Genomic DNA, 16,611 nt, shown 5'->3' with positions numbered 1-16,611 from the left:
TATGAAACCAGATATAAAAACAATAGAGAAATCACAATTGCTCAATAAGGATCAAAGGCCAGGTATTCTTCTTAGAACTCTTCGAGATGGGATTATAAAGAAATTGGCCTTACTAGAAAATGTTCGTCTAACGATATATGTTGGCGATGAAAAACATATCCTAGGTCGAGGAGAGCAACGAATTAGTGCTGAAATGATCATTCATGACCAAACTTTCTTCACAGATATTTTTATCAAAGGCTCAATTGGAGCAGCAGAATCCTATATCTTAAAGAAGTGGGATACACCGAATTTAAGTAATGTCATGAGAGCTTTTGCTATTAATAAGACACTTTTAAGTGAAATGGATGCAGGGTTTGTAAACCTTTTAAAGCCTGCTCGTTTTATTGAGTATTGGCAAAACAGAAATACAATTGATGGTTCAAAAAAGAATATTGAGGCCCATTATGATTTACCTGACGAATTATTTAAGCACTTTCTCGATGACTCGATGATGTATTCAAGTGCAATTTTTGCAAATGAAAATTCAACGCTAGAAGAGGCCCAGCAGTATAAGCTTAAAACTATCGGTGAAAGACTCAATATTAGAGCAGGTGATCATATTCTTGAAATTGGTACGGGTTGGGGTGCACTTGCCATTCATCTGGCCCAAGCATATGACTGCCATGTAACAACAACAACGATTTCGGAAAATCAATATATTGAAGCAGAAAGAAGGATTAAAGCAGCAGGTCTTGAGGATCGAATTACACTATTAAAAAAGGATTATCGTCTCTTAGAAGGTAAGTATGATCGAGTTGTTTCTATTGAGATGATTGAAGCAGTTGGTGAGAAGTTCTTGAACACTTATATTCAAAAAATATCAGATGTATTAAAGGAAGATGGTCTTGCCCTTTTACAAATTATTACGATTAATGACCAAGAATATGATCGTGCAGTGAAAGAATTAGATTTTATTAAGAAATTTATTTTTCCTGGAAGCTTTATACCTTCAATTCATGCGGTCTTAGGTTCTGCAAAGAAAGTAACTGATTTACGTTTATACTCTCAAATTGACTTTGCTCAGGATTATGTACGAACACTTGAAGAATGGCAAAATCGTTTTAATCACGAAACTTATAAAATTCCAAAGCTCGGTGAGGATGAACAATTTAAAAGACTTTGGAACTTTTATTTTTCATATTGCATTGGCGGATTTAGTGAAAGGGCCATTGGTGTTTCTCACTTAGTATTTGGAAAACCACTATACAGATCTTAGGAGGATAAGATGTCTATATTAATGAATGCCGCAGAAAGAGGTTATATACCTGATCCATTAATTAGAATGGGGATTAGAAAGCTCATTAAGCAAAGAAAGGATGAGATTAATAAAAATTTAGAATTTCACAAGTCTGGAATTATAAATGACTTTAATAAATCACTAATTGCCGAGGACGTTGATAAAGCAAATGAACAACATTATGAGCTACCTCCTGAATTTTTTAAATTAGTTCTAGGTGCTAATCTTAAGTACTCAAGTGCATTATTTGATAATGGAATAACATCACTTGATGAGGCAGAGAGTGCGATGCTTGAAAAGTATTGTGAAAGAGCGCAAATTGTCGATGGAATGGACATTCTGGAGCTTGGTTGTGGGTGGGGTTCTCTGAGTCTTTTTCTTGCAAGAAAATTCCCAAACTCAAAAATTACAGCTATCTCAAATTCAAATGGACAAAGAGAGTTTATTGAAGAGCGTATTAAAGAGCGTTCATTAAATAATTTAGAGATTAAAACTTGCGACATAAATGATTTTAATATCGAAAATAAGTTTGATCGAATTGTCTCAATTGAAATGTTCGAACATATGAGAAATTATAATTCGTTATTTAAGAAAGTCGCGTCTTGGCTAAAAGATGACGGAAGATTATTTATCCATATCTTCTGTCATAAAGATGCTTCTTATTTCTTTGAAACACAAGGTGAAGACAATTGGATGGGCCGCTACTTCTTTACTGGTGGTGTTATGCCAAGTTTTGATCTTTTTGAAAAGGTTCAGGATAGCTTTAAATTAGTTGAAAAATGGAAAGTTAATGGCGCTAATTATCAAGAAACTTCTGAGCAGTGGTTTCTGAATATGGAAAAAAAGCGCAGTGAAATTATGAAAGTCATGGCCAATACATACGGTGAAGATCAGGCAAATATTTGGTTTCATCGTTGGAAAATTTTCTTTGCTTCATGCGCGGAGCTTTTTGGTTATGACAATGGTGAAGAGTGGTTTGTAGGACACTTCCTATTTGAAAAGAAGTAGTCGAATTCGACGGAGAAAGTAATGGTTTTTGCAATAAGCTTTTTAGTTATACATTGGTACTTATCGCTGTTTTGTCAGTCTTTCTATTTACATCGCTATATTTCGCATGGCCTTTGTAAGCTAACTCCTGCATGGGATAAGTTTTTCTTAATCTTGACGATTCTCTCGCAAGGTCCAAGCTTTCTTCGTCCACAGCATTACCGTACATTGCATTTAAATCATCACAAGCATTCAGATGTAGTTGGAGACCCGCATTCTCCTGTTGTTAGTAAAAATATTATCTCTATGATGTTACAAACTTATAGAGAGTACATGAGCGCAGAGACACAAGAAGAGAGGTATCCTAGTGTTGTTGCTATTGCCGATTCCGTATTCGTCAGGTTGCTCTTTGTCGTGTTATATGCGCTCATGTATTTATTATTCACTGATTCATATTGGTATCTATTACTTGTTCCTATCCATAGCTTTTTAGGTCCTATTCATGGTGCTATTGTGAACTGGTGTGGTCATAAATATGGGTATCGTAATCATGATCTCGATGATCATTCAAAGAATACACTTATAATTGATTTTCTTATGATGGGGGAGCTGTATCAAAATAATCATCATGCAAACGAGCATAGCTTGAATTTTGCAGATAAGAAATTTGAGTTTGATTTCACTTTTATTGCTCTTAAGTTTTTGAAAAAGGCAAAGGTGGTGAGCTATGAATAGATTAATTAGTAAACTTTTATTGCTTGGAGCTCTTTCCTTGTATGCAAGTGCTGTCAGTAATGATTTACGCTTAGTTGGGAAAGGCGTACTTTCCTATTTTGTTTGGGATGTCTATGAGGTGTCTTATTTAACAAGTGTTGATAAAAAGGTAGAGCTAATAAAGATTAAGTATTTGCGAGACATTGATAAGTCTTTATCTCAAAAGGGGTGGAGAGAATCTTTAAAGAACTACAAAGATGTTGATAAGCAACTTAAGGATCTTGTCGAAAGTAGTGTCGATGTAACAGAAGGGGATATTATATCTATCTATAAGATTAATGGTGACGATGTAATTATTAAAAAAAATGAAAAAGTTATTCTAGAGAAAAAAGATGATAAGAAACTTTATTCATTGGCCCACGCTCCATGGATTGGTGAATATCCTGTGGATTCAGATTTAAAGAGAGACCTCCTAAAGTAATTATATCCAGGCCAAGGCACCTGCACTATAGTTACTCGTATTCTTCTGTGTTTCTCTATCTAGGTCTTTATTTACCTTCTCAACAGAGTCGTTCAATGCTTTTTGGATGAGGAGTTGTTCTTGTCTTGTAAATTCAAGTCGCTCTTTTACACCTATAATAAGATCTATTTTTCCCTTATTGATTTGAGATGGCATTTTAGTAGCTATCGTAAGGTTCTTAAGCTTTGAGTGAGGAATTTTTCCATCTCCAATACCTGTTAAAATCTTTCTAAGATGCTTTTCAACTAATTCACCGTGGACGGCCAAATTTGTACGTTCACTTTGTTTTACACCTGATGGAATAAAGCTTAGTCGATATTGCGATGGATTTTCTTGGGCAGAAAACCGACTAACAAGTGCAATCTCATCCTTAGCTGTTAGTTGTTTTGAAGGTATCATGACACAATCGTCACCACTGCAAGCGTCAAAATATTCAATTTGTCTTTCATCTAAGACATCTTTTACGATTTGGTTAAATTTAGTTTTAATCTGATCAAATGTAGCTGTAACCTGTTGTTCACCTGCTCTCGTTGCTTTAATGATATCCCTAGGGGATTGGTTTTCAGTTCTCAATATATCAAGTGCAACTTGACGTATATTTCTTGCACCCATTCCTGTGATATCACCTGACATGCCACCAAAATTTGCTGTGTTAAGGTTTGCGTTTACTCGTTGCTTTAACCAAAGTCCAGGAGTTAAAGAATCGAGATTTCTGATGTAATTCATAAGATCTTGGCCATCTTGGATTGATAGCTTGCTTCCAAAGCGACGATTGAGTTCATTTGCCAGTGTTTCGCCATGGCCATTTAGTGGACCAGTTATTTTTCTTGCAACCTCAAATACTTCAAGTGTTGGAATATAGTTTTGTGATTGCCCAACCTTCTCAATAAGTCCTACTCTAGATAGTGGATGGTTTGTATTGAGTTTAGTATTGTACTTAGTGATATTCTTAACTTCTTCCTCTATTGTGAATTTTACTTTTTGAAAATTTGCAATCTGTCCTGAACGATCTATTGAGCGACTTCTCTTTGCTGCCTGTCCTGCTTCGTCTGCAGTTTCTCCAATGCCGGCCTGAAACCAACCCCTTATATTTTCATTTGCTGGTATTCCTTCCATTGTCTTTACCATGTTGGCAAATTCACTATTTGCTTCTTGGTAGACGCTATTTAATTCTTTAGTTAGTTGTGCTTTAATATCACTTGATAGTTCTTTTGGTGCAAATGCAAAACGCATCGACTTGAAGTCCGAATATACTTCAATATCAATATTTGGGTACTTCTTTAAAAGCTCATTTATTTTAGTTGCAACAATAGTTTTATGTGCATTTGTTAGAGCTGTGACAAGACTTTTATCTCCAATCGTATCATTAAGTCTTTTAAGTGCTGAATTTTCAATATCTAAATAGAGAGATGCATTTGTTGCGCTGGCATTTTTAATCCAACGTCCGTTCAGCTCTACTCCTGTAAGGACATAGTTTTCATACTTTGTGATAAAGTCTGTCTTAGATGTTATTTTATAACTTGGGTCATTAAATACAGACTGACGATAGAGGTCTCTTTTCCTTATTCCATTTAAGTCATAATCGATACCTGTGCCTGAAGGAGTGTAGCGAATTGCTTTTGTTGCAACTTTTACGCCGCTACCTACGAGTTCTCCTGTTACTGAAAGAGGGGCAAGTAGAAGGGTGAAATCTCTTTCAAATTTTCGATCTTCATATTGTCTGGCGGTTGTTAAACCTGAATTGAATGCTAATGCCGCATCTTCATAACGATTTTGCGCAATACTTATCCCAATCGTTTCGGAAGCAATACCAACTCCAATAATACATCCAACACCGGCCGTGAAGGCACAAATTCCACCGCCTATTAAGGCAGCACCAGCAAGAGCAAGGTCTGTTTTTATCTCATTGAAGTCTTCTTGATCCTTCAAGTCTTGCGAAATATCGCACAAAACTTTCGTCGCACCACGATTTTTTATAAATGAGTTTAGGATATTATCATTTCGAATTAACGTTACATCATCCTCTTTATCTTGTTGTGTAAGCTTATCAATTGATTGTTTCGTTTGCTCACTCAACTTTGAAATTACTTTTGTAACTTCATTAAGTATCTCTTTGTTGTCTTCGTTACCTCTAAGATCGATATGTGCGAGTATTGGGTTTTTTGCTAATTTTTCGTGATATTCACTTTTTAACTGATCACGGTACTTTGACATTTTATTTTTCACTGCTTTAGTGAGTTTATTTTGATGAAAGGACTCACAAGTGTATCGCCCCTTTGAGGGGATAAAGCGATATGAAGTAGGAGATATTTGTTCAATACACTTATTCTTATCAGCATTTTCTTTGAACCAGCTTTGTGTAAAGTGATATTTTATCGCGTTTGCTTCTTCTTCAATTTTTAATTTCTCGTCTTTAGTAAGAGATTTCAAATCTTTATTTTGAAACTTATGCTTTATTGAAGCATTATAAAGTGTTGGCATCATCCCTTGATAATTAGGTGGTGGAACCATCATGGACATGGTTGCTCTTAGTTTTGGAATTTCCGTTCTAATTGTCTTAAGTATTGTCTCTCTAATTTTAAGACATTCCGGACGAGAATTATGTAAGCATTCTCTTAGTTTCTCTAAGTATGATTTGTTTCTCTTTAGCTCACTAATGGTATATTCTTTAAGTTCACTTAGAATGTTGTCTTCATAAATACTTCTTTCTATTGCACTTGCAGTCTTAGACAGTGAGGTTAAATTATCAAAGTAATTGATACGTCCATTTTCGCATCCAATATAGTATTCATCGTTATGATTATTTGAAGTGATTCTTTGGCAGGCCGCTATTTCATATTCTTGGTGAGACTCTATGGACGAGCTACTTTGCACTGAAGTATTTATTGAAATAATACCTGTAAATAGCAGTAAGAGCCTCATCCTCATGTCCATATTATCGACCATTTATGTTTTTTTTCTTAGCTTTATCTTAAGGTGAACAGGATGAAAAAATATGACTTTTAACATGTTTTTTGATTAGATATTATAACGTTTAGAAATTAGTCATTTATGGAGAAAAAATATGTCACATTTTAATCATGCGGCCAACACTTGGGACTCTGAAGATAAGATTGCCCTAATGCAAACACTTGCAGAGAAAACTAGAGAACGTCTGAAACTGACTCAAAAAGTTGACCTTCTTGACTTTGGTTGTGGAACTGGTCTCTTTGGTCTTGAGTTCATTGATGATGCAAAAAGTATTACAGGTGTTGATACTTCGACAGGAATGTTAGAGGTATTTGATAAAAAATCGAGTGACTTTGATCATATTAATTCGATTAATATTGATTTAGAAAATCAAGAGCTTGATAAAAAATTTGATCTAATTATTAGCTCAATGACATTTCATCATCTCGATTCGCCAGCAAAAATGACTGCAAAACTTGCTGCCATGTTAAATGAAGGTGGTCAGATGGCCATCGTTGATCTTGAATCAGAAGATGGAAGCTTTCATCCAGACCCTAAAGGGATGGGTGTCAAACATTTCGGATTTTCTAATGATGAAATCGTTTCATGGGCAGATAAAGCAAATCTAAATGTAAAGATCGAAACAATTAATTCACGTACAAAGAACGGTCGTGAGTACAATCAATTCTTAGCAGTGTTTTATAAGTAGGTAATATGAAAATAGGTGTAATTGGTGGAAGTGGTGTTTATGATCTTGACCTTATGGAACAAGTCGAATCATTAAATATTGAAACTCCTTTTGGCATGCCAAGTAGTCATGTTGATCATTTGAGAATCAATGGGAGTGAATTCTACTTTATTACACGCCATGGGAAAGGACATCATATTAGTCCTTCTGATATTAATTATCGTGCAAATATTTACGCGCTAAAATCACTTGGCGTTACACATGTTATTTCTATATCTGCAGTAGGTTCTTTAAAAGAAGAAGTTGCTCCTGGTGACTTCTTTCTTCCTGATCAATTCATTGATTGGACTAAAGGACTACGTAAAAGGTCTTTCTTTGAAAATGGTATTGTGGGGCATGTTTCTGTTGCTGGGCCAATTGAAATGGGGCTTGTTGAGCGAATTAAAACATTAGCAGATAAGATCGAAACAAAATTTCACTTTGGTGGAAGCTATATTTGTATTGAAGGGCCACAATATTCATCACGAGCAGAGTCTGAGCTTTTTCGCAGCTTTGGTGCAAGTGTTATCGGCATGACGAATGTTCCTGAAAGCTATCTTGCAAAGGAAGCAGGGATGGCGTACGCAACAGTTGCTCTTGTGACGGACTATGATTGCTGGAAAGATGAGGCATGTTCTCTTGAGGAGATCACAAATGTCATTAATAAGAATGTCTCGAATGTTAAAGAATTGTTAATTCATTTAATACCGAGCTTAGTTAATGATGAAGTTAAGTTTGAGAGATCCAATGAGAATGCCATCGTAACTGAACCGTCTTTTTGGCCTAAGGATTCAACAGATATAATTAAGACGCTAATTTCCTGATTTTTGGCATTTTATGTGACAAAAGGTGACGATTGTCATGTAATGACTGTCTCGTAAACGATATAAATTTATCAAGAAGAGGAAGGCGTTTATGTTGTATTATTTTAAGGATCTCCCTGAAGAGAAGAAAGAAGTTGGCGGCAAGGCCTATATGCTAGCAATGATGGCCCAAATGGGGATTGTTGTTCCTAATGGGATTATCTTAGACGCTCTACCAACTAAAGAAGAATTAGCTGAAATTTTTAGCTTTGCTCGCGATGGAGAATACTCACTTGCTGTCAGAAGTTCAGCAACAGGTGAAGATTCAAAAGAGAATAGTTTTGCAGGTCAAAACTCAACTTTCTTATATGTGAATAACGATACAGATCTTGAGCACGCAATTGAAAATTGTTTCAATTCTATTCATAAAGAGTCCTCAAAAGCTTATCGAAAACATTTTTTAGGATCTGATAAAGAAGTTCCTATGAATGTTGTTGTTCAGCGTATGATTGACCCTTCATATTCAGGTGTCTACTTTTCTAAAGATCCAAGAGGTAAGTATAAAACTTGGATGCTTGAATATATTGATGGAGTCGGTGAGGACCTCGTTTCTGGTAAACGTACTCCAATTATTCTAAGTGAAGAAGATTCACAGAGTGAACATATCACTCAAGATCAAGTAAAAGAGATTGTTGCTTTCGCTAATCTTGTGGAAGATAAATATCAAGATGACTTTGATATTGAATGGGCAATTGATAAAGCAGGTAAGGTTTATCTTTTGCAAGCGAGGCCAATTACTGCCAAGGCTTCAATTACAAATCTTAAAAAACTGGCCCATGATGAACTTGAAAGACTATCTCACTCATTTTCTGATGATACAGTATGGGATGGACAAACTTTTGCAGAATGGACTGTTTCTCCTACGACTTTAACTACTCAGATATGGTCAGAGTCATTTAAAAAAGATCAAGCCTTTGATAAGGCCCTTCGTAAATTAGGCTATGTTGGCTTTAAAGGTAATGAATCCATTATGGATGAAGTCTTTGGACGAAATTATATCAATCTGAGCAAACTTGGGCAGATGTACTTTGGACCTATTCCTTATTCGATTGAACCAATGCCAAGGCCACACTTAAAGTTTCATTTCTCAAAAATAACTCCAAAGGTTCTTTTTAGCACACCACAAACAATGTGGCGTATGCTTAAGGTTGGACTCTCGATTAATACTCATCGTCAGGAAGTTATTGATCAAGCTTCAAAAGAGCTGCTGGAGATTACAACAATTTCAAAGCGACCGAATGATCCTTCAATCTATAAAGACTGGAGTGAGGAAGATATTAATGGCCGTCTTTCTAAAGAGATTACAATTTTCAGTAATCGAACTTTAGAGTGGCCGTACATTTTAATATCGCTAACTGAAACAACAATTCAAACATTGATTTCTCTTCTTAAAAGTATTTATTCTGAGCAAGAAGCAGATCAAATGATTAAGAAGTGGTCTGGAGCGGGAATCAATTCTGAAACATACAATATGGGGCTTTACTTCAAAAAAGCTTGTGCAAAGCCTAATGTCAGACCCCTTTTTCTTGCTCGCTACGGCCATCGTGGACCAGGTGAATTAGATTTAAGTGCTAAGCGCTGGTCAGAAATAGGTGATGATGCATTTTATGATTATCCCTTAGAAAAATATGTACAGGATAAAAACTCTCACTCCTTTATTGATGTTGAAGAAGAAATTATGGGGATGAGGTCTTTTAAGAAGACACTTATCTTAGAAGAATGGAAAATTTTAAAGCAATTACTTGAGCTTAGAGAGAAGTGGAAGATGGCCATTCTAAGACCTTATGCTCATATACGCTTTCTTGCTCTTGAAAAGGCAAGAAGGATTAATTTAGAAGATGAAAATGATATTTTCTTTCTTACTAAAGAAGAAATATTAAGTTTTGAATCATCAATGCTTGAGCTAATTAAAGAAAGAAAAGAGCGAGCAGCATTATTTAAGAACTTTAATTTTTCAACTGTTACTTCTTTGCAAGAAATTAAGGCCGTCATTGATGGCAAAGAAGATAGTAGCTCAAATGATCTCATTGGTGAGGGGCTCTCTTCTGGTGTTGTTAGAGGAAAGATCGTGGTGGTTAGTAACCCTGCAAGTTGGAAAGAAATTGATTGGCCTCAAAATGCAATTGTTGTGGCCCAGTCAACAGACCCAGGCTGGACTCCTGTTTTTACTAAGGCCAGTGGAATAATAGTTGAGCGTGGAGGAGTTTTATCTCATTGTGCAATTGTTGCCAGAGAGATGGGGATTCCTGCGGTTAGTGGAATTAAACAGTGTCATTTAAAATTTAAAGGTGGAGAAGATGTTTTCGTTGATGGAAATACTGGATCAATTAAACTCATGCAATAGTTTATGTAGCGACTTTAGTTACTCAATTGTTCCTACTGTTTTATTACCTCTTGCTTTCCTAAGTACTGGTATCACTGTCGTTGCAACATTTATTGCAGGTCTTTTTGGTATTAAGTTAAAGGCCGAGGGCCCTAAGAAGTTACTTGAGGTCTTACTAAAACCAAAGATTCTAATCTCTGCTATGATCTTTAACGTTCTTATTTATGGTGGGATGGAAGCATATCAATACTTAAAGCATGGCCCTGTGCCTCTTTTTGTGCAGGAGTTGGTGAATAAAGATACTAGTTTTTCAAAAGCTCCTTTAAAAGCACAGGAAGGAATGATTTGGCAACAAAGTGTCGAAGAAGGAATTTTTGCTTCTGGTGTTGTGGTTGGTGATGAGTTATTTGTTGGCTCAAAAGAGGGAAATCTCTTTGTCATTGATATTAATTCTGGTGCTATTAAAAATAAGATTTTCTTTGGGAAGTTTCTGTCTCCAACTCCAGTCTATTATAAAGGATACCTATATTTTGGAGAAGGTCTTCACGCTTCTCATCATATGAGGGTTTATAAATTTGATCCTATTGCTAAGAAAGTAGTGGGTTCTTTTCAAACTAAAGGTCACACTGAAATTTTTCCTGTTATTACAGAAATTGATGGGAAGGATTACCTCTTTCAATCTGCTGGTGGTGACGGTCTTTATGCAATTGATCCAAATTCAATGGAGCTAATCTGGCAATACAAAGGTGGACACATGGATGCCTTTGTTCTTGTGAAGGATAATGCAGTCTATGTAGCAAGTGGAGTTCCTGAAGAGGATATTGGTAAAGCAAGACCTTATGCTTACAAACTAGATGTAAAGTCTGGAAAGCTTTTATGGAAAGAAGAACTACCACTTTCAAGTTGGTATGGGCCAGTGGCCACAAGAGATAATATCTGTTTTATTCAGGGGGAGCTTCACGTTAAGTCTGAACTAGGTGGACTTGTCTGTTTAAATTCTATTGGCCAACAAGTTAGTTCTATCAGTATCGATTCTCCTGTCATTGGTAAGCCAATTGTTTTTGATGACCTTATTGTCTTTAATGACTTTGATGGAAGAGTCTATGCGTGGAATAGCATTACTTCTAAACTAGAGTGGAAGTACGCCAGTCGTGAGAAGAAAATTGGCTACAACTATTCGTCAGTTAAGTATGACGGTGAAAAGCTTATTTTCTCTGATCGCAAGGGTAAAATTTCTTATCTTGGCCTAAATGACGGGAAAGTGATTAATTCCATCGAGTTTGGGGATGAAAGTGTTTTTGCGGATTCTCTGATTCTCGACCAAGGTCATTTAATCTTTGGAATGAAGGGTAGTATTAAATATTATAAGAATACAGTTAATTAGAAGAGGGCCTTAGAGGCCCTTTTTTATTTGATCTCACATTTTGGAATCGATTTTTTGAAAATTCTAAATACTTTATTGCAAATTGATTTTCTGTACTGGTGTTTAATTGTAGAGACAAGACATAAGCTTCTTTAGATTATTCTTTGTCGAGTTCTGTAGTGGCCCAAAATGATTGTATGACCAACCTGCATAGAAGTGAGGAGTGACACATCTTTCACTTGCGCCCTTAAGTTTTCCACCTTCTTGATTTTGTGGATGAGTGAATCTTTTTTCTGAAGTATTTAATTGTACTGAAAATGCTTCAATGACTTTATGAACTCCACAATAAGCATTGAAATGCTGAGTAGTGGAACCGAAAGCATTAATCAACGCATCTTTCTTTTTATTCTTTATCTGACAATTTTCATTTGAATAATAATGATTCCATGAATCTACACAAGGTTTTATATTTCCACCATAGTTTGGCGTGAATTGATAGAGGCCAATATTTAAACGACTCACTTTTGGCTGCCATTTATCGTAATAGAATTTTACCCCTTGAGGTCTTTTGTAATTTTTTGGAGCATATTTCTTTGCGAGTTTCTCACTCGCAGCGAAGTCCGCTGTCGTTAAACTTTCAGTGTAAGCAAGGCAGCCAAAGAATTTTCCCCATAGCTGTTGAAGCTCTTCGTGTTCTTCTTGCTCTCTAAGCTCATTATGTTCACGAGCAAAACGATTGGCCAATTCAATCGTCATCTCATCTGGTATATTCTTAATTGTCTTTGATAGAGATTCTTTTGTTACGGGACATAGTGGATGACTTAAAAGTCCGACTCGTTCTTGATCTTCCATCTTTGTAGGCATCTTATAAATACTGCTTACGTGAAGAAACGTTGTTCTCTTTGATGATAAGTCCTTTATGAAATAGTGGAGAGTCTCACCAAAGGAGTTTTGGTTTTCTAATTGAGTGTGACACTTATCGATTTGAAACTCAGACTGATTTCGAACTTTAGTTAATTCATTACTTTGAAAGTAAGTATCAACTTCATCAACAAAAGAATTTGTTGCGAACGAGAAGGTTGAGATAAGCAGTGCTATTAATATTTTCATCTATAAGGACAATAGTAAATATTTAACAAATCGAATAGTATTTTAATAATTGCCTGTAATAGCTCTACGTATTATAAATGTCTTATGATTAATTATTTTGAAGTTGTTGTAATTGGACTAGTTTTGTGTGCTGACTCATTTTCTGCTGCAGTAGCAATGGGCGCCAGGCCTCACAAATTTAGTGATACTCTTAAGTTTGCCTTTTCTTCAGGTGGTGCAGAAGCGCTTGTTGCATTTTTAGGCGCAATCGCTGGCGCGAAAGTTATTGCCCAATTTGACTATATCGATCACTGGATTTCATTTGGTCTCTTAACAGCTGTGGCCATTCACATGGCCTATGAAGGCTATGAAGAACTAAGCGGCAAGCATGATGATGAAGAAGAGAAGCCAAAACAATTTCATAGCTTATTAAAAGTGATCCTTGTTTCATTTGCCACAAGCCTTGACGCATTTGCGGTAGGTGTGACAATTGGCGCATCGGGTAAAGTTTTAACTCCGTATATTACTTCAATTGGAGTTTGGGCATTTTGTTCGACAATCGTGGGAATGAGCATTGCTAAACGTGCTTCTGATAAGTTAGGGCCAGTTTTTAGCATCATTGCAGCGATAATTTTACAAAGCCTTGCAGTGAAATTCCTGCTAGAAGGGCTATAATTGGCAAATCCAATTTATTCTCTTATGATTTTGCAAAAAAAGAAATAGGTGAGTTATATGGATATCAAAAAGATTTTTGAAAATAACAAAGAATGGGTTCAGTCTAAATTAAAACAAGACGAAAAATACTTCGATAAATTAGGTGCAGGACAAAACCCTAATTTTCTTTATATCGGATGCTCAGACTCTCGTGTAACAGCAGAAGAAGTTATGGGTGCAGGGCCTGGTGAAATTTTTGTTCACAGAAATATCGCCAATATGGTTATTAGTATCGACTTAAATGTAATGAGTGTTCTAAACTATGCTGTTGATCACTTAAAAGTTGATCATATCATTGTTTGTGGGCACTACGGTTGTGGTGGTGTTAAGGCCGCAATGGAAAGCCAAGACCTTGGAATTCTAAATCCATGGCTTAGAAATATTCGCGATGTTTATCGTACTCATAAAAATGAACTTAATGCAATTGAAGATGAAGACAAGCGCTATGAGCGTCTAGTTGAGCTTAATGTTCAAGAGCAATGTATCAATGCTATTAAAACGGCTGCCGTACAAAAAGCGAACCGTGAAAGAGGCCTAAAAGTTTATGGCTGGGTCTTTGATGTTCACTCGGGAGAGCTTAAAGATTTAAATATCGACTTTGAAAAAACTCTAGAAAATATCATGGAAATCTATCATCTAGATTAAACTAATTAAGTTTTAAACGATTACAATTACATATGCACCTGTGATGCCGCATGGCTTCATAGGTGTCATCTATCAAGCATTAGATAATTAATATTAGATAAAAATCACCTCTGATGGAAGAATCTTATAAGTAGATTATCACTTATTAAAACTTCTAAAGGAGATGAATAGTGCAAACTTTAATTAACACAAAAGTACAAGATTTCAGTGTACAAGCTTACCACAATGAAGAGTTCAAAACTGTTACTGCTAATGATTTAGAAGGAAAATGGTCAATCCTTTTCTTCTATCCAGCAGACTTTACATTTGTATGCCCAACTGAACTTGGTGATATGGCAGATAAGTATGAAGAATTCCAAAAAATGGGTGTAGAGGTTTACTCTGTATCAACTGATACTCACTTCACACACAAAGCTTGGCATGACACTTCAGATACAATCAAGAAAATTAAGTATCCAATGCTAGCTGACCCAACAGGTAAGCTTACAAGAGCATTTGGTGTTCATATCGAAGAAGAAGGTCTTGCTTACAGAGGGACTTTCCTAATCAACCCAGCAGGTGAAATCAAACTTGCTGAAATTCACGACAATGGAATTGGACGTAATGCTGACGAACTAATGAGAAAGGTGCAAGCTGCTCAGTTCATCGCAGCTCACCCTGATGAAGTATGTCCAGCTAAGTGGAAGCCAGGTGCTGAAACACTTAAGCCAGGTTTAGACCTTGTAGGAAAAATCTAAGATTTTTTCTCAACGATATTTTGGGCCCAGGCTTTATTGCTTGGGCCTGTCCTAAAATTTGATTGGAGTAATTATGTTAGATAGTGGAATCATTGAACAATTAAAGTCAGTCTATGCTCAGCTAGAGAGTGAGATTGGTCTTGTCTACAATGAGTCAGCACATGCTAAACAACAAGAGCTTGTTGAGATGCTAGAGAGTATTGCGACTACTTCTCCAAAGGTTGTGGCAAAGTCTAGTGGACAAAATTACGACTATCCACATTTTGAAATTCATGTGAACGGCAAGGCAAATGGAATTAAGTTTTCAGGAATTCCAGGTGGGCATGAGTTTACTTCACTTATCCTTGCTATCTTAAATAGTGATCTTAAAGGAAAGCTTCCTGATGAGATGATTATTAATCGAATTAAAGCACTTAAAGGTGAGATAAGCCTTAAAACATATATTTCACTATCTTGTGAAAATTGTCCTGATATCGTTCAGGCGCTAAATCTAATGGCCATCTTTAAAGAGGACTTCTCTCACGAAATGGTTGATGGAGAGTTTGAGCAAGATGAGATTGCAAGACTTAAGATACAAGGTGTTCCAAGTGTTATTGATGGCGATGATCTCGTACACTCTGGAAAGTCATCACTTGTTGATTTACTTGAAAAGCTAGAAGCACGCTTTGGTAAAGAAGAAGCATCTATTTCAAGTGAAGCGAAAGATCTTGGCCTATACGATGTTATCGTTATTGGAGGAGGCCCTGCTGGAGTTTCATCTGCAATCTACTCATCTCGTAAAGGGCTTAAAACGGCCGTTATTACTGATCGCATTGGTGGTCAGATGCAAGATACTAAAGGTATCGAAAACTTTATTTCAATTCCATATACAGAAGGTCCGCACTTATCTGCGGCCCTTAATGAACATATGTCACAGTATGATATTAAAACACTTGAGCATCGCCGCGTTGATAATATTGAAAATGGTGATGTGAAAACATTATTTCTAAATAGTGGAGAAACTGTTCAAACTAAAGCACTTATTATTGCAACAGGTGCTAAATGGCGTGAGCTTGGTGTTGACGGTGAAAAAGAATATATCGGTCGCGGTGTTGCTTATTGCCCACACTGTGATGGGCCTTACTACAAAGGCAAAGACATTAGCGTTATCGGTGGTGGTAACTCAGGGGTTGAAGCTGCCATTGATCTTGCTGGTATTGTAAAGTCTGTTACTCTTTTTGAATTTGCACCTGAGCTTAAAGCTGACTCTGTTCTTATAAAGAAATTAGAATCTCTATCAAATGTTACGATTGTTAAAAATGCTCGTACAGAAAGAGTTGTAGGGGACGGGGAAAAAGTAATTGGTCTAGAGTATGAAGATCGTGCAACAGGTGAGATGAAAAAAGTTGACCTTGATGGTGTCTTTGTTCAGATCGGACTTGTGCCAAATAGTAGCTTCCTTGGGGATCTTGTTGAAAAGAATAAGTTTGGGGAAATTGTTGTAACTGATAAGTGTCGTACAAGTCAGAAAGGTATTTATGCGGCCGGAGATGTAACAATCGTACCTTATAAACAAATTATTATCGCAATGGGAGAAGGGGCCAAAGCAGGTCTTTCTGCCTTTGAAGATTTAATGCTTGTGTAAACGCAATAACTCTCTCTGCGTTACATAAATAATCTAGAGAAATCTAGGGGGCCCCTCATCTTCTACTCATGCGTGAG

14 protein-coding genes are annotated in these 16,611 nt (G+C 36.3%); 12 read left to right on the top strand and 2 right to left on the bottom strand.

The window, feature by feature from the left end:
* Window position 1 precedes the first annotated feature (1 nt).
* The 4 genes from C0Z22_RS09920 to C0Z22_RS09905 are packed head-to-tail and all read left to right on the top strand — an operon-like array spanning window position 2 to window position 3,461.
* Entirely contained in the window at window positions 2–1,258 is a 1,257-nt protein-coding gene (locus tag C0Z22_RS09920; protein WP_103218212.1) for a cyclopropane-fatty-acyl-phospholipid synthase family protein, read from the top strand.
* Between the two features lie 9 nt (window positions 1,259–1,267).
* Window positions 1,268–2,287, top strand: coding sequence for a cyclopropane-fatty-acyl-phospholipid synthase family protein (locus C0Z22_RS09915; RefSeq protein ID WP_103218211.1), 1,020 nt, complete (start codon window positions 1,268–1,270; stop codon window positions 2,285–2,287).
* Window positions 2,288–2,308: 21 nt separating this feature from the next.
* Window positions 2,309–3,001 (top strand): fatty acid desaturase, encoded by a 693-nt coding sequence (locus tag C0Z22_RS09910; RefSeq protein ID WP_103218210.1) that lies wholly within the window; start codon window positions 2,309–2,311, stop codon window positions 2,999–3,001.
* Window positions 2,994–3,461 carry a chalcone isomerase family protein gene (locus C0Z22_RS09905; protein ID WP_103218209.1) on the top strand — a complete coding sequence of 156 codons (468 nt, stop codon included), beginning with the start codon at window positions 2,994–2,996 and terminating at the stop codon, window positions 3,459–3,461. Before C0Z22_RS09910 ends, C0Z22_RS09905 begins: the two co-directional genes overlap by 8 nt.
* On the opposite strand, the gene C0Z22_RS09900 is transcribed toward C0Z22_RS09905, so the two are convergent.
* A complete protein-coding gene (locus tag C0Z22_RS09900; protein ID WP_233189717.1) occupies window positions 3,462–6,446 on the bottom strand; it encodes a hypothetical protein in 2,985 nt (994 codons plus the stop codon).
* A 118-nt stretch (window positions 6,447–6,564) separates the two neighbouring features.
* On the opposite strand from C0Z22_RS09900, the gene C0Z22_RS09895 reads away from it, so the two are divergent.
* The 4 genes from C0Z22_RS09895 (at window position 6,565) to C0Z22_RS09880 (ending at window position 11,746) form a co-directional block, all read left to right on the top strand.
* Window positions 6,565–7,158, top strand: coding sequence for a class I SAM-dependent methyltransferase (locus tag C0Z22_RS09895; protein ID WP_103218207.1), 594 nt, complete (start codon window positions 6,565–6,567; stop codon window positions 7,156–7,158).
* Window positions 7,159–7,163: 5 nt separating this feature from the next.
* Window positions 7,164–8,000 carry an S-methyl-5'-thioadenosine phosphorylase gene (mtnP, locus tag C0Z22_RS09890; RefSeq protein WP_103218206.1) on the top strand — a complete coding sequence of 279 codons (837 nt, stop codon included), beginning with the start codon at window positions 7,164–7,166 and terminating at the stop codon, window positions 7,998–8,000.
* 91 nt (window positions 8,001–8,091) lie between these two features.
* Window positions 8,092–10,383 carry a PEP/pyruvate-binding domain-containing protein gene (locus C0Z22_RS09885; RefSeq protein ID WP_103218205.1) on the top strand — a complete coding sequence of 764 codons (2,292 nt, stop codon included), beginning with the start codon at window positions 8,092–8,094 and terminating at the stop codon, window positions 10,381–10,383.
* Window positions 10,337–11,746 carry a PQQ-binding-like beta-propeller repeat protein gene (locus tag C0Z22_RS09880; RefSeq protein WP_103218204.1) on the top strand — a complete coding sequence of 470 codons (1,410 nt, stop codon included), beginning with the start codon at window positions 10,337–10,339 and terminating at the stop codon, window positions 11,744–11,746. Before C0Z22_RS09885 ends, C0Z22_RS09880 begins: the two co-directional genes overlap by 47 nt.
* Before the next feature lie 102 nt (window positions 11,747–11,848).
* Here C0Z22_RS09880 and C0Z22_RS09875 read toward each other — a convergent pair whose 3' ends face one another.
* Window positions 11,849–12,835, bottom strand: a complete 987-nt coding sequence (locus C0Z22_RS09875; protein ID WP_103218203.1) for a hypothetical protein — start codon at window positions 12,833–12,835, stop codon at window positions 11,849–11,851.
* A gap of 84 nt (window positions 12,836–12,919) precedes the next feature.
* Here C0Z22_RS09875 and C0Z22_RS09870 point away from each other — a divergent pair, with 84 nt between their 5' ends.
* From C0Z22_RS09870 to ahpF, 4 genes are all read left to right on the top strand, one after another.
* Window positions 12,920–13,489: a manganese efflux pump gene (locus C0Z22_RS09870; protein WP_199177548.1), complete on the top strand. Its 570-nt coding sequence runs from the start codon at window positions 12,920–12,922 to the stop codon at window positions 13,487–13,489.
* Between the two features lie 57 nt (window positions 13,490–13,546).
* Window positions 13,547–14,173 carry a carbonic anhydrase gene (locus C0Z22_RS09865; RefSeq protein WP_103218202.1) on the top strand — a complete coding sequence of 209 codons (627 nt, stop codon included), beginning with the start codon at window positions 13,547–13,549 and terminating at the stop codon, window positions 14,171–14,173.
* Window positions 14,174–14,343: 170 nt separating this feature from the next.
* Window positions 14,344–14,910, top strand: a complete 567-nt coding sequence (gene ahpC, locus C0Z22_RS09860; RefSeq protein ID WP_103218201.1) for an alkyl hydroperoxide reductase subunit C — start codon at window positions 14,344–14,346, stop codon at window positions 14,908–14,910.
* A gap of 73 nt (window positions 14,911–14,983) precedes the next feature.
* Window positions 14,984–16,534 (top strand): alkyl hydroperoxide reductase subunit F, encoded by a 1,551-nt coding sequence (ahpF, locus tag C0Z22_RS09855; protein ID WP_103218200.1) that lies wholly within the window; start codon window positions 14,984–14,986, stop codon window positions 16,532–16,534.
* Window positions 16,535–16,611 lie beyond the last annotated feature (77 nt).

Source organism: Halobacteriovorax sp. DA5 (assembly GCF_002903145.1).
GTDB lineage: Bacteria > Bdellovibrionota > Bacteriovoracia > Bacteriovoracales > Bacteriovoracaceae > Halobacteriovorax_A.
Note: the sequence above shows the minus strand (reverse complement) of the source record. Positions and strands in the feature narration are given on the sequence as shown.